The 14627-nt window shown below is 32.4% G+C and carries 10 protein-coding genes; 3 read left to right on the top strand and 7 right to left on the bottom strand.

The annotated features are described in order from the left end of the window. Positions 1 to 50: 50 nt before the first annotated feature. The 5 genes from HUE88_RS07480 to HUE88_RS07460 all read right to left on the bottom strand — a co-directional run bounded on the left by HUE88_RS07480 (position 51) and on the right by HUE88_RS07460 (position 9130). Positions 51 to 2294 (bottom strand): tetratricopeptide repeat protein, encoded by a 2244-nt coding sequence (locus HUE88_RS07480; protein WP_194368106.1) that lies wholly within the window; start codon positions 2292 to 2294, stop codon positions 51 to 53. A 789-nt stretch (positions 2295 to 3083) separates the two neighbouring features. Next, positions 3084 to 4679: a ferredoxin--nitrite reductase gene (locus HUE88_RS07475; protein ID WP_194368105.1), complete on the bottom strand. Its 1596-nt coding sequence runs from the start codon at positions 4677 to 4679 to the stop codon at positions 3084 to 3086. Then, positions 4663 to 5952, bottom strand: a complete 1290-nt coding sequence (cobA, locus tag HUE88_RS07470; RefSeq protein WP_194368104.1) for a uroporphyrinogen-III C-methyltransferase — start codon at positions 5950 to 5952, stop codon at positions 4663 to 4665. Before cobA ends, HUE88_RS07475 begins: the two co-directional genes overlap by 17 nt. Before the next feature lie 30 nt (positions 5953 to 5982). Beyond that, positions 5983 to 7263 carry an MFS transporter gene (locus HUE88_RS07465; protein WP_194368103.1) on the bottom strand — a complete coding sequence of 427 codons (1281 nt, stop codon included), beginning with the start codon at positions 7261 to 7263 and terminating at the stop codon, positions 5983 to 5985. A 220-nt stretch (positions 7264 to 7483) separates the two neighbouring features. After that, positions 7484 to 9130 carry a protein kinase domain-containing protein gene (locus HUE88_RS07460; RefSeq protein ID WP_194368102.1) on the bottom strand — a complete coding sequence of 549 codons (1647 nt, stop codon included), beginning with the start codon at positions 9128 to 9130 and terminating at the stop codon, positions 7484 to 7486. A gap of 198 nt (positions 9131 to 9328) precedes the next feature. On the opposite strand from HUE88_RS07460, the gene HUE88_RS07455 reads away from it, so the two are divergent. Beyond that, the gene (locus HUE88_RS07455) at positions 9329 to 11308 is read left to right on the top strand and encodes a molybdopterin oxidoreductase family protein (protein ID WP_194368101.1); all 1980 of its coding nucleotides are present in this window, start codon (positions 9329 to 9331) and stop codon (positions 11306 to 11308) included. Positions 11309 to 11480: 172 nt separating this feature from the next. Here HUE88_RS07455 and HUE88_RS07450 read toward each other — a convergent pair whose 3' ends face one another. Next, complete coding sequence (locus HUE88_RS07450; protein ID WP_194368100.1) at positions 11481 to 12044, bottom strand: recombinase family protein; 564 nt, start codon at positions 12042 to 12044, stop codon at positions 11481 to 11483. A gap of 67 nt (positions 12045 to 12111) precedes the next feature. Between HUE88_RS07450 and HUE88_RS07445 the strand changes: the two genes are divergently transcribed. Further along, positions 12112 to 12405, top strand: coding sequence for a type II toxin-antitoxin system RelE/ParE family toxin (locus tag HUE88_RS07445; RefSeq protein WP_194368099.1), 294 nt, complete (start codon positions 12112 to 12114; stop codon positions 12403 to 12405). Between the two features lie 12 nt (positions 12406 to 12417). After that, complete coding sequence (locus tag HUE88_RS07440) at positions 12418 to 12717, top strand: HigA family addiction module antitoxin (RefSeq protein ID WP_194368098.1); 300 nt, start codon at positions 12418 to 12420, stop codon at positions 12715 to 12717. A 60-nt stretch (positions 12718 to 12777) separates the two neighbouring features. Here HUE88_RS07440 and HUE88_RS07435 read toward each other — a convergent pair whose 3' ends face one another. Next, a complete protein-coding gene (locus tag HUE88_RS07435) occupies positions 12778 to 14445 on the bottom strand; it encodes a diguanylate cyclase (RefSeq protein WP_194368097.1) in 1668 nt (555 codons plus the stop codon). Positions 14446 to 14627 lie beyond the last annotated feature (182 nt).

Raw genomic sequence — 14627 nt, 5'->3', positions numbered from 1 at the left:
TAGTGGATTTTAGGAAAAGTATTAGTTTTTTATAATTTAAGCTAAGAATCCTAAAGATTACCCATTATTCCAGAAAGCATAGCAAGATTATTGTAACTAGTAGTAGTATCTGGATGCTTCTCCCCTAATACTTTTACTCTTATTGCTAAAGCTTTTTTATAAAGTGGCAGAGCTTCATCATAATTCCCCATAGACTCTAAAAGAGATGCAATATTATTATAACTAGTAGCAGTATCTGGATGCTCTTCGCCTAATATTTTTTCTCTTACTAAAATCGCTTTTTTAAAAAGAAGTAGTGCTTCTTCATAGTTCCCTATTAATTTATAAACTATCGCAAGGTTATTGCAACTAGTAGCTGTATCAAGATGTTTTTCTCCAAGTAGTTTTTGTCTAATTAATAAAGCTTTTTTATGTACTACTAATGACTCGCTATAGTTACCAATTGACGTATAAACAACTGCTATATTGTTATAGCTAGTAGCAATGCGTGGGTCATTTTCACCCAATAGAGACTTACTGATAGATAAAGCTTTTTTATGAAGGAAAAGAGCTTCATCATAATTACCCATATATTCATATATAAATGCTAAATTATTATAACTACCTGCTGTATCTGGATGTTTTATTCCGAGGATATTAATATTAATTTTCAAAGCTTCTTTGTATAAAGGTAAAGCTTCTTTATACTGACCTATTGACTCATAAACCCATGCTAAATGATCATTAACTGTTGCAGTAAAGTGATATTGATCTGTCATTTCCTTTGTTAATAAACTTTGTAATTTAATAGATAGGTTTATTATAACTTTGTACTTGGCAGCAGTTATAAATTTCGTAAAAGGTTTACCATACCAATCACTTAGTGCTTTAACATCACCCATTTGCTCTTTATGATAAAAAGCTTCAGGAAGAGCTTCTATACTATTTTGAGAAATATTTTTAATATCTAAATCTTGAAGAAAGATATCATAGTGATTAAATAAAAACTCATTTACATCTTGATTTAGTTCATCATGCTGGAAAGAGATTAAATTTTTTCTCATTAAATCATGAATAAAGAATGATTTATCTTCTTCTCTGATAAAAGAGAATGTATTGAGTTGATACATTGCTGTAACAGGATAGCCTGTTTTAAACTCTTCTATGAGAAGTGAGAACAGCTCTTTAGTATAAAATCTAGCATTAGCCAATACTTTTAGTGTCTCTTGTTCTTGGGGACTAAGATAGCGCATAAATCTTTCAAATATTTCATCTTGACCGACTTCACTAAAGTATTTTGCTGAGGGAGTATTCCCACTGTCTTTTATTTTATAGTATGTATCAACACAAAGGTCTAAGTAATAAGGTAAGCCTTCACTACTCTCAATCATCTCATCTTGGATATCTGTATCTACTATTTCACAGCTATTTAAAAAAGATTTTGCATCATCTTCACTAAGATTTCCAAGTATATGCTGATTTAAGTCTTCTTTCCATTCCTTATCTACTTCTTCCCATCTTATCTTTTCTCTTCCACATATTACAAATAATACATTTGGTAACTCAGATACAAAGTCTCTTATCCATTCATCTTGACTTAGACGATTTGCATCACTTCTCTTATTTTGCCAAAGAGCTTCATAGGTATCTAAAAATATAACTACTTTTTTTTCTGGACTTGTCTTTTTATAAGTATCAAGGTCATGAGCAAAAAATAGGGGAAGCTTTTCTTCAATCTGTGTTTCATCAAGTGTATTTAAGTTTTTTAGTTCCGTTTGAAGATTACTATCAAAAGAAATTTCTTTAGATTTTTTAAATGCATAATCTAAAATATTTAATGCAGCCCCTGCTATACCTCCAACATCTGCAAAAGTATCAACGATAGAGGATAGATGGCTTCCTTCTTCTAAAAATGGTAATCCATCTTTCTTTATATCATGATCAGGATATGCTTTACTCCAATATATAATGTAGGCCATATCAAATACTGTAAATTTTATTTTAAAATTTGATTTAAAGTTTTGGGAGAGAATACGTAAAGCTCTATGTTGAACTCTATCCGCTTCTATATCAAAATCAACAGAACTATAAACAGCATCTTTATTATTATCTAGATGTTCAGCCTTTAGGTGTCTTTGTAGTGAACTTTTTCCAATACCTCCAACACCATAATAAGTTAGTATACTATACTCTCTATTATTTACATCAGCTAATGATTTTATAAATGATTTTTGAGGTTCTTCTCTGTCAGTGAATTGCCTTTGAGCTGGTGCAGTGTTTATTTGTCCAAGTATGGTTTTTTGTTTTCTAGCCATTTGTAACCTTTGTCATACTTTCTAATTTATTGAAGATATTATCTAATAATTTATTAAAATACTATTATGTGCTAAGTGTACTAGAAGAATATGAAAGCTTGTGTCTCTACAAGTATATTGGCTGCTTACCAACTAAGTAATTGTACGATGATAGCTATTCTAAGTTCTTAAGTTATCTCCATTTAAAGAGATTTAACTTAAACCCTTAACCTCTTATATTTGGAACAATTTTTAGTAACAGGAAGATTACTCCAAATAGAGTTGAATTTTGGAACATGCTCCATAAGGTACTGTTTATGGAGCTTACATTTTCCATTAATACAGCTATTTGCTTAACAATATACTGCTATACTTCTCAAAAACATATAAGAGGTTTAAATGCTAGGACAATGCACACCCTATGGATTTATAATCAAGTTCGTTATCATATTTTCATTAGCAGCAGTTGCAGTAACTATTACACAATTATTTACTAGCAACTCTATAATAAGCCTTGTAGTGTTTGCAGTCACCTATGGTGGTGCTGCGTATTTCTATCCTAAAGCTAAAGATTGCCAAATATAACTATATATTGAACATCTTTGCATCGGATATAGTTTTTTTTAGCATGTATTTTAAGTATAAGCTTTTAGTATAGTAATATTATGTAGATTTGACTCCGGATTTTGATTAGCCGTTGACATAGAGAAAGTCTGATTATACGTTTAGAAATACTCAATCATAAATTTGTAAAACGTCTCGAACGTTTTTTTTAACTTTTGATGTTCTACCTAAGTTATTATATCTTATTCAATGATAATTCTCTATCTTTTTAATTACTTCATCATTATTTAACATTGAAAGCACTCGACTTTCATAAATCTCAAAGCTCTCTGCACTTTGACGTTCATTCTTATACATAAGCATTATTTTTTTCACTATATATTTTGCCTCTATTAAAGGTATACTTTTATAAATAACACGAGATTCTTTAGCCTCATAAGAAGCTTTTCCTCCTAGAAGGATATGAACTCCATAACATGTATTTCCATCTTCATCTTTAGCTTTACACCCTTCAAAACCAATATCTGCTATGCCGTGAATTCCACAGCCTTTTGGACATGCTGACCAGTACATTCTTACTTTTGCATTTGTTAGAGGAACTTCTTTATGTAAAAATTCTGCCATCTCTACAGCATCGGGTTTATTTGGAATAACTCCAAATGAACATGTAGCCGTTCCGGCACAGGCAATTTGATGCACAAAATACGGATTTTGGTATTTTTCATACTTTTTATAAATAGGCGTCGCTTTTATCTGCTCTATCTTTTCATTTTTACACACCATGTAAAAACTCTGCTCTATCGACAAACGAAGTTCACCCTCAGCTTCTTTTGTACACTCGGCAGAATAAATAAGATCACTTCCACAAAAAATACCTGAGGGTATGCTAAAAAGAACTGCTGATTTATCATCAAGTAACTCCACACAGCCATCTTGATTTATTTTATGTTCATTACTCAGTAGTAACTCACCTCCACTTTGAAGAGTTGCTTTAGATACTTGAATAATAGCATCTCTAAAAACATCCATTCCTACTGCTTCTATAAGAAAATGAAGTCTATTTTTGTTTCTGTTATCACGAAATCCAAACTCTTTAAAAAGAGAAATAACCGCTAAAAATACCTCTTTCACTTCTTCTGGCTTTATAAATAAGTTAATGTCTTCAGCTTGCATTCCGACTCTACCACCAAGATAAAGGTTAAATCCAAGTTCTTCATCTTTTTTAGCAGCTATAAAACAACAGTCATGTCCAAAAATATTACAATCATTTGTAGCACTCCCTAAAATGGCAGCATTAAACTTACGCGGTAAAACGCCTGTCCACTCCTCTTTGTGTAAAAATACTCCTTGTAATTCTTCTATAATCGGCATACACTCAACAAAACTGTCACTGCTCAGACCATCAAAAGAAGAAGTAACTATGTTTCTGAAATTATCAATTCCTGTTTGAAATGTAGTTATTCCAACAGCATCCAGCTTTGTTAAAACCTTATGTAAATTCTCAAATTTTATGTATCTAAGTTCTATTTGTTGACGGGTTGTAATATCAATATAATCATTCCCATACTCTTTAGATATCTCACCAATTACAAGTGCTTTTTCTATACTAAGTTGCCCGCCGGCAATTCGAACACGAATCATAAAGGTTCCATCATTTTTATCAAATAAGCCAAAACACTTTAAAAAGTATTTACTGTCTTCATCTTTTAAGTTTTCATAGCCTGCCGCGCAAATAGCCTGCAAATTATCATAAACAGCTTTTGGAGTATTTAACTCTTTTAACTGTTCGATTTTATTTATTTTTTTACTACGCTCTTGATAAGCCTCATGCAGTTTTTTCATTGAAAGTCTCCGTTTCGCACTCATACTGAGGCAAGATTTTATGTAAGTTAACAACATCACCAAACACTATTATCCCAGGTTTTGGAGCATCTTTAGCAGCATATGGAAGTTGTTCTAGAGTTGTTATGATTCTCTTTTGATTAGGACGTGATGCATTTGAGATAATAGCAGTTGGTAGAGAGCCATCTGCTCCGGCTTCAAGAGCAGCCTGCACAATTTCATCTGCTCGCGAAAGACCCATTAAAACTATAGTTGTATGGTTTTTCATTTTTAGCAAATCAATCCACTGAGTGTTTATGCTGTCCCCAGCCAGGTGAGCTGATACTATAGAGAGGTTTGTAGCATAACCTCTCGCGGTTGGAGCGATACCGGCACTTAGTGGTCCTGCAATTGCGGATGAGATACCAGGAATTACATCAACTCTGATATTTTGTTCCATAAGCGCCTGAGCCTCTTCAGCTCCGCGACCAAATATATATGGATCTCCAGCTTTTAGTCTTGCAATATCAAAACCTTTTGAAGCATATTCAATCAACATTTCGTTAATTGTCTCTTGCTTTACACTATGTGCACCTTTTTTCTTACCAACTGAGATCTTCATCGTGTTTGTCGGAATAATCTCAATTATCTCCTTACTTATCAGATGGTCAATAAAAACAACATCCGCATTTTGAATAGATTTATATGCCTTGATAGTTAGTAAATCTACATCACCTGTTCCACAACCAACAAGGGTAACTTTTCCAAGCATTTTAGAAGTCTGTTTTTTTGCTTCTTTAATATCTATCAAGCCAATATCACGTTTTGTTTGCAATTGATTGGTCAGTTCTTCTAAACCACGAGGTAACATTCTAGCAATTTTGTCTCTAACACTTTGAGCCAAAGTCGGACTTGCACCTGCTGATGAAACAGCAACTTTTAGTGCTCCGTGTTCTATTAGAGCTGCAAAGAAAAAGTCACATACATCTGGAACATCAACACAGTTATATAAAAAATTATTGCACTTTTTATGCTCTAATATCTGTTTCATAACATCATCTGAGCCTGTTGCATCTATTACAACTGAGTAAGAGTTAATATCTTCAATTGTAAAATATTTAGTAATCTTTTCTACGCTAATAGCTTTAAACTCTGCTATATAGTCGTTTGATATACATTTAAAATCAATCTTATTTCTTACTAATACTTTTGCTTTTTGAAGAGCAACCTTTCCACCGCCGATTAGAAGGATTTTTATATCTTTTAAAATAATTGGTAATGTAGCGTATTTCATAACTTTTCCTTATTGGATAAACTTTAAAGCTTAAATTCTACCGCCGGCACTAACACCCCAAGTAGTTCTCCATCTAGTTTTTACTAAAGATATTCCTGATAGAGCTACTAGAACAACAACTGCAAATATCATAAAACCTGCTGAATAACCATCAAATGCACCTTTAGACCATCCAAGTGTTTGAATAAGAGCTGTACCGCCAAGACCACCAGCAGCACCGATAATTCCCGTCATAATTCCAATATCTTTACCAAATCTTTGTGGAACAAGTTGGAAAACCGCACCATTAGCCATACCAAGGTTAGCCATGATTAAAAACAGAACTACAATAGCTATACCAAATAGTAGTGTCACTGTTGCGTTTAAAATCGCTAAAATAATAACTGTCCCAAAGAAGATGTAAAGTGATTTGATACCACCAAGTTTATCTGCAACAGCCCCACCTACAGGACGTAAAACTGCACCTGCAAATATACATAAAGCTCCAAAGTAACCAGCAACAACTTTAACGTTGCTCTCATCAAGCACATCCAGACCAAAAGCACTCATATCAGCTTGATAAGTGTTCATAAGATAAACTTTCATATATCCGGCAAAACCAACGAAACCACCAAAACTTACTGCATAGAAAAGGTTAAACCACCATGTATCTTTATCTTTAAGAAGTTTTCCATAATCTTTTAACTTTTTAGGGCGTGCAGTATAAACATCTGCAGGAGCATTTTTAGCTAAAAAAGCATAAGCAATAAGAACAACAATAGCCATTGCCGCACCTACCCCAAATACTGATTCCCAACCCCAAATCTCTGCGATTTTAGGAGCGAATAAAAAGTCAATAACAACACCAATATTTCCAGCACCAGCAATTCCTAAAACAACACCTTGAAGTTTTGGCGGGTACCATTGACCAGCTTGTGGAAGTGCAACTGCAAAAGAAGCCCCTGCGAAACCAAGACCAAGTGCAACAATTAGTAATGCATTATATGTAATATTACTACCCATGAAAAAAGCAGTTAATAAAGCAGCAATAACAACAGTCTGTGCCATAAGTGCCGTTGTTTTTGCACCAAGTTTATCAACACCAAATCCAAGTAGGATTCTTAAAAGTGCACCTGAAAGAATAGGAAGAGAAAGAAGAGTTGCTTTTTCCCCAGCTGTCATTATATGTCCACCAAGAGCAAGTGCTTCACTAATCTCTGTACTTAATGGACCAAGCATAGTCCAAACCATAAAACTCATATCGAAGTATAAAAAAGCCATAAACAGCGTTGGTGCGTGTCCTTGCCCTTTTAAATCTTTTAATCCTGCCATCTTTTTTCCTTTATAAACTTAATTTTTCATTAAATAGTGTTTATGTGAAAAATTATACCGCTATTAAAACTTATATTAATCACTTAATTGTATAATATTTATACAATTAATTATTAATTTTACATTAAAGATATAATGAAGATATATTTTGAGGAGAGTGTGAAGTTTGAATAAATGAAAAAATAAGTGAAGAAGTTATAAGTATCTAAATAGCCTATAACTAGCTGTTTTGATACCCTATTAATAAAAGCAGTGCCATATTTATAATAGTAACGACTATAAATCCGACTCTATAAAACATCAAAGGTGATCTCTCGATAAGTGATGCATTTTTAGGAAAATATGGTTTTACTTTTGAAGGAAATTTCAATTCATAAGCTATCTCTGAATAGTGTTCATATCTTCTCTCTTTATCTATTGCAATTGAGCGAAGTATTACACTGTCTAACCAATCTGGAATATTTTTATTGTAAGTACTTGGTTTTTTGGCAGCTTTAAATGTAGGATTTTGAAAAGGCTCAATTTCTCCATAAGGATATTTGCTTGTTAGTGCCAAATAGAGAGTTACACCGATGGAGAAAATTTCTGTTGTCTCGCTAATAGCTTCGTTTTGAAATCTCTCAGGAGATAAATAGCTCGGTGTACCAGCTTTCGTGTCTGTGGAAAATATCTCTGTCATACTTCCAAAATCTATAATTTTAAACTCTATGTTTTCATTATTATCTTTTGTAAGCATTATATTATTAGGTTTTATATCTCCATTAACTAAATCATATTTAAGGAGATACTGAGACATATTTAAAAGTGTTGAAGCTAGATTAACTCCATCATCAATACTAAGCAGCTTATTTTCCAGATAACTATTTAAATCTTCACCTTTAAACAGCTGCATTACATAGTATCTTTGGGTTCTATTTTTTGGTAATACTGCTTTTGCAAAGAAGTGAGCTTTTAACCGTTTTGCATTCCACTCCTCTTTTACAAAAAAGTCTAATATCTCTTCATTATCAATCGCTTCAAGTGGAGCAAATTTAACTACATATTTTTTTGTTTTTTTAGAACATAGCCAAGTTCTATTATTTTGAATAAGAGATTTCTCAAGCGTGTACCCATCAACAACTTGACCTTGCTTTAGAGTTAGTGGAATAAGTAGATTTTGCTGTTTTAGTATTGCAACTTCATTTGCAGCTACAATTTCTATAACTACTGCTGTAGTGTCATCAGGTAGGCAGTCATCTACTGATTTACTAGCTTTTGTAACTAAAGAGTGAGCACCTAAACTTATTCCTGATTCTAGTTGCTCTTTACTCATCAGGTTATATAGCCCATCGCTGCAAAGTAAAATTTTGTCATCTTTTTCAACAATATTTTCAAAATAAAAAGGTTCTATTGTCTGCTCAATTCCTATAGCCTGAGTAAGAACATTTTCATATCCTTGCTCATCCATCGCATGATCACAGGAGAGTTGATTAATTGTGTTGTTTCTGTAAAGATAAACTCTGCTATCTCCTACATTAGCACCATAAAGCCTGTTTCCTTCTACAACTACAACTGTAAGTGTAGTAACTAATTCAGGTCGTTCATAATTAACCATAGACTCTTTATAAAGAATAGAATTGATTGATTTTGTGAAAGATTTGATTGATTTTTCTATAGACCAGCCTTTTGGTCTAATTTTGAAGTTATTTATAAGATAATTTGTAGCTCTTTTAGCAGCTTCAGCACCAGCATCTGCACTGCCGACTCCATCACAAACTACTGCGATAGTTAAGTTGCCTATACTCTTCATATCGTAAAAATCATCACCCGTTAACTCTTTACCTTTAGATAGTGAAAAACCAGATAACTTAATATTGCTTTGTATCATTTGTAAATATATCCGTAAAACATTATTTTAAAAATTTATATTATGTCTTAATATTACATCCTATATTTTCTAATGAAAAATTATATCTTAACTATTTTTATTATTAAACTATATATTGATTCATATTTATACAATACAATCTTAACTTTACATTAAAACATAAGATATAATACTTTTATAATATATGTGGAGTCTTAAATGATTAAATCAGTTTGTGGTTATTGTGGGGTTGGTTGTGGTTTAGAATTTGATAAAGATAAGCTTATAGGTGATGTTACTTATCCTATTAATGAAGGTAGTCTCTGCTCTAAAGGAATCTCTGAACTTATAAGTATAGATACTTCTACAAGACTTCTAAGACCACATATAAGAGATAATATAAATGATGAATATAAAGTTTCATCATGGGAAAAGTCAATAGACATAATTGCAAATAAAATTAAAGAGACTCCAAAAGATAAAATAGGCTTTTATCTATCAGGGCAACTTCTTACTGAAGATTACTACATAGCAAATAAACTTGGAAAAGGGTTCATCGGTACAAATAATGTAGATACTAACAGCCGTACTTGTATGTCAAGTGCAGTTTTGGCTTATAAGAAATCTATAGGTGCTGACTTTGTGCCTGTGAGGATGAATGATATTTTTAAATCAGACCTACTTATACTAGCAGGTGCTAACACAGCAGAAGCACATGTTGTCTTTCATAACCAAATTAAAAAGGCAAAAAAGGGAGGCCTAAAAATTGTAGTTATTGACCCACGCTATACTGATACTGCAAAAGTTGCTGATATATATTTGCCTATAAAGGTAGGAAGTGACATTGACTTTTTTAATCTAATTTCAAAAAGATTAATAGATGATGAGCTATATAATAAAGAGTTTGTAGATAATCACATAAATAATTTTGAGCTATTAAAAAATAAATTCAAAAGAGTTCCTGTAACTAAAATGCTAAAAAGAACAGGTTTGACGCACGAGCAGTTTGAAGATTTTTTTGAACTCTATACAAGTAGTGAAAATATTATAACAGCCTGGACTATGGGCTTAAACCAATCTGTTCAAGGAGTAGATAAAAACTTGGCACTTATAAATACACACCTCTTAACGGGAAATATATTCAAAGACGGGAACGGTCCTCTGAGTCTTACTGGTCAGCCAAATGCTATGGGTGGAAGAGAAGTAGGAGGGCTTTCAACTATGCTAGCAGTTCATTTAGGTTTTGACAAAAAAAGTATTAAAAAAGTTTCTAAATTTTGGAAAACTGACAAAATAGACAACAAGCCAGGACTTACTGCAACCCAGATGCTAGAAGCAAACTTAGATGTTTTAATCATCTGCCACACAGACCCGGTTTATCATCTTCCAAATAGAAACAGAGTTGAGGAATTAATACAAAATATCCCTATGGTTGTTGAGATAAATGCATATAGTAACTCTGAAACTTCTAAATTCGCGCATGTTTTACTTCCGGCTGCTCCATGGGGAGAGAAAGAGGGAACTCAAACCAACCTTGATAGAACTATTACAAAACAGGAAAAATTAACCCGTACGTCTATAGAATGCAAACCTGACTGGGAAATATTTAAACTCTTGGCATGTGGATTGGGCTACGAAAAAGAGTTTGACTATGCAAATACTAAAGAGATATTTCAAGAATACCAAGAGATGACAAAACTCAATAATTATATGGATATGAGCGAAATATCTTATGATAAACTCGCAGCACAACCATTTATCTGGGGGAAAGATATAAAGACATTTCTGACACCTGACAAAAAAGGAAATCTGTTTTTCGTAGAGAATAAACTCTTAAGTGAAAAAACAAATTTGGAGTTCCCGTTTATACTTTTAACAGGCAGAACAAGAGACCAGTGGCATAGCGGAACCAAGACAAATCTGCCAAAAACATTACTGAAATATAAAGAGTTGAATTTTTGTGAAATCAATCCCGAAGATGCCGAGATACTAAACATAAAAAATGGCGATGCCATAAAAGTTATCTCGCGTCGAGGTGAGCTAACTACTAAAGCTCTTATTACTGATACTATAAGAGAAAAAACTCTCTTTATTCCTATTAGTAACCGCGATGTAAATTACTTGACTAACGATTTACTTGACCGTGAGTCTTTACAACCCGATTACAATCATAGTGCAACGAGAATAGAACGAGTATAACTACACTGCAATGAAGAATTTTGATAATATTCTTTAGGCTGTCCTCATGAGTATTGAAATTTTAAAGTGATAAATAGCTTCACAACCTCTTATATTTGGAACAATTTTTAGTAACAGAAAGATTGTTCCAAATAGAGTTGGATTTTTGAACATTATGAAGTAGTCAAACTGACTACTTCTTTTTAGCTACATCTTTAATAGCTCTATAGATCGTATTACGAGCAACATGGAAGAATTTTGACAGCCATGCCACAGACTTTCCTTTTTCGTGTTCCTTATATATGACATTTTTCTCTTTACTATTTAGAATAGCTTTTCTTCCAAATTGAACGCCTTTTTTCTTTGCAGCTTCAATTCCTTCTCTCACTCGCTCGTTAATAAGATCTCTTTCAAACTCTGCAATAGCACCTAACATTGTAAATAATAATCTACCTGCTGGTGTTGTAGTATCAATGTTTTGTTGAATGACCTTTAGATCTACATTTTTATCTTCTAAAGACTTAGCAATATTTTGAAGGTCTATTACAGACCTTGCTAATCTATCAAGCTTTGTAATAAAAAGTATATCTCCCTCTCGAACGAAATCCATCATGATATTGAACTGCTGACGATCAGCTTTATTTTTACCAGATTTTTTTTCAGAGAAAATCTTTACACAGCCAGCATCTTTAAGTTGATCAATTTGATTCTCAAGATTTTGGCTAGAAGTTGAAACTCTTGCATAACCTACGTTCATAGTTCATCCTTTTAATAATTTTAGATGCATATAGCATGACATCCGTGATATTATGATATAATGTCATATGATTGTTTCTTTTAAAGATGTAGTAACAGAAAATATATTTAACGGTGTTACCAGTAAACAGGCAATGAAACGATTGCCAAATAAACTATGGAAGATAGCTGCGAGAAAACTCGATCAACTTGATTCTGTAATAATACTAGATGAACTAAAAGTTCCTCCTGGGAATCACTTAGAGAAACTAAGTGGTGACAGAAATGGCCAATGCAGTATACGCATTAACCAACAATACCGAATCTGTTTTATGTGGACTGTCAGTGGTCCAGACAAAGTTGAAATAATAGATTATCATTAAAAAGGAGAAAAGATGCGTATTCCAACTCATAGAGAACCAACACATCCAGGTGAAATGCTTTTAGAAGAGTTTTTAGAACCTATGAACCTCACACAACGTATGCTTGCTGATGCGATACATGTTCCTTACCAACGTATTAATGAAATAGTAAATATGAAACGTGGGGTTACTCCTAGTACAGCTCTAAGACTTGCAAAATATTTTGGGGTAAGTGAAGATTTTTGGTTAAACCTTCAAACACGCTGGGATATATATCGCTCAAAAAAAATTGAGGCCGAAGAGTTAGAACGCATCAAGCCTTTAGCTTCTTAAGGTAAGGGCTTGTACCAAAAGGTACAGGTTGTAGAGCATAATATTGTGTAATACTATCAACTATATTAATTCAACTCTATTCCTACCTTTCTCTTTAGCTTTATAAAGTAATTTGTCTGCTAAAAGATATGTTTCTTCACAGTTTAGTAAAATTTCATTTTTTCTTATTATGAGTCCTGCTGATGCTGTTACATATTTACTTGCTGTATTTCTTTTGTGCTCTATTTTTAAATCTTCTATAGCTTTTAATACATTTTGAGCAAACTCTAGTGAATCTGATTCATTTAATCCTGAGAATAAAATTCCAAATTCTTCTCCACCTAATCTAAATGAAAAATCACTTGCTCTTTGAGTATATTCAGTTAATACTTTTCCTATTTCTTGAAGAACTATATCTCCTTTTTGATGACCGTATGTGTCGTTATAAAGTTTGAAGTGGTCGATGTCCATCATCAAAAAGCCTAAGTATTTTCCATCACGTTTTGCTCTTGATATCTCTTTTTCAATTGTTGTATTGAAATACCTTCTATTATAAAGATTAGTTAATGAATCAGTTATAGATAAAATTTCTATATTTTTTTTATCTGTAATATCCTGCCTAACTGCAGTAAAACAGTGTAGCGTTCCATCACTATCAAATTGGGGTGTGACAGTAGCAGCTACCCAATAGCCAGAGCCATCTTTTTTTCTGTTGAGTAATTCACCATTCCACACCTTACCACTGTTAATAGTTTTCCATAAAACATTATATATTTTAATTGATTGGTCAGGATGTCTAACAATATTATGGTTCATACCTATCAATTCATCTTTTGAATAGCCACTAATATCACAAAATGCCTGACTTACGCTTAAAATATTTCCTTCTAAATCAGTAGTTGATGTAATAACATTTTTATCGACAATATCAAGGAATTCAACTATTTTTTCATTTGCCATTTCGAGATCTTCGTTTGTTTGTTCTACTTCTTTAATCTCATTACGATATTCACTATATAAAAAATAAAATGCAATTATATAGGCAGACAGTCTTAATACATGCCATAACCACCATTGCATATCCCATACTACTGACGATACAAAAAGTACACCTGCAATACCAAATAACATAGTGTGTCCAGCAAATAATATTTCATCAGTATTTTGAGTTTTTATATAGTTAAGTACAAACTTTAATGATGCAATAAAAAATCCCAATCCTCCAATAATATTTAAAACATTTGCAGTCGTACTAAATGTTTTGTCTGCATTTAACATATCTGGAACTAGGTGAGAAAAATAAATTGAGAGTAATGAAAATAAAATAGGAAAAATTATAAATATAATAGGAATTAAGGAATATACTTTTTTTGATACGTGTATCTCTTTTAGCCAAACACTCATAAAAAAAATACCACCAAAGAACACAGCCGTAGAGTGTAACCATACAAACATTTTACCAGGCATAACAGAAGCATGGAATATGTCTATAATCCCCATTGCTAAAAGTGCTATTGTTGAATAGTTAAAGTGAGTAATAACAAGATTTTTAGAGTATTTTATATAAAAAATCATTGCAATAACAATAGCTATGACACCACCTGATGCTTCAATAGCAGAATGAAGAGGAATACTTATAATCACCATATGGAAATAACTATGTAAAAACTTTCCTAAGATGATTGGCATAGCTATTGTTAATAATATTGTTAATAATATATTCGTTTTTATATTTTCTTTTGAAATCATTATTCAATTAACCTTGTATCTGTAATTAAAAGTAAGTATAGCATATTAAGTTTATTAATTAAGCTTGATAGTTATCGTGATTTTAGGGGCATTAAAAAATCAAAAATCACTAGATTTTGGAGCAATCTTTAGTCACAGGATTATTGTTCAAAATAGAGTTGAATTTTGGAACATACTCCAAA

This window comes from Candidatus Sulfurimonas baltica (genome assembly GCF_015265455.1).
GTDB classification, from domain to species: Bacteria; Campylobacterota; Campylobacteria; order Campylobacterales; family Sulfurimonadaceae; genus Sulfurimonas; species Sulfurimonas baltica.
The sequence above is the reverse complement of the archived record's forward strand: the minus strand, read 5'-3'. Positions and strand labels throughout refer to the sequence as shown.

Excerpts from the sequence above, each read along its gene's own strand:
- HUE88_RS07480 (WP_194368106.1), bottom strand. The coding sequence starts at position 2,294 with ATGGCTAGAAAACAAAAAACCATACTTGGACAAATAAACACTGCACCA.
- HUE88_RS07475 (WP_194368105.1), bottom strand. The coding sequence starts at position 4,679 with ATGAAAAAACTGCATGAGGCTTATCAAGAGCGTAGTAAAAAAATAAAT.
- cobA (WP_194368104.1), bottom strand. The coding sequence starts at position 5,952 with ATGAAATACGCTACATTACCAATTATTTTAAAAGATATAAAAATCCTT.
- HUE88_RS07465 (WP_194368103.1), bottom strand. The coding sequence starts at position 7,263 with ATGGCAGGATTAAAAGATTTAAAAGGGCAAGGACACGCACCAACGCTG.
- HUE88_RS07460 (WP_194368102.1), bottom strand. The coding sequence starts at position 9,130 with ATGATACAAAGCAATATTAAGTTATCTGGTTTTTCACTATCTAAAGGT.
- HUE88_RS07455 (WP_194368101.1), top strand. The coding sequence starts at position 9,329 with ATGATTAAATCAGTTTGTGGTTATTGTGGGGTTGGTTGTGGTTTAGAA.
- HUE88_RS07450 (WP_194368100.1), bottom strand. The coding sequence starts at position 12,044 with ATGAACGTAGGTTATGCAAGAGTTTCAACTTCTAGCCAAAATCTTGAG.
- HUE88_RS07445 (WP_194368099.1), top strand. The coding sequence starts at position 12,112 with ATGATTGTTTCTTTTAAAGATGTAGTAACAGAAAATATATTTAACGGT.
- HUE88_RS07440 (WP_194368098.1), top strand. The coding sequence starts at position 12,418 with ATGCGTATTCCAACTCATAGAGAACCAACACATCCAGGTGAAATGCTT.
- HUE88_RS07435 (WP_194368097.1), bottom strand. The coding sequence starts at position 14,445 with ATGATTTCAAAAGAAAATATAAAAACGAATATATTATTAACAATATTA.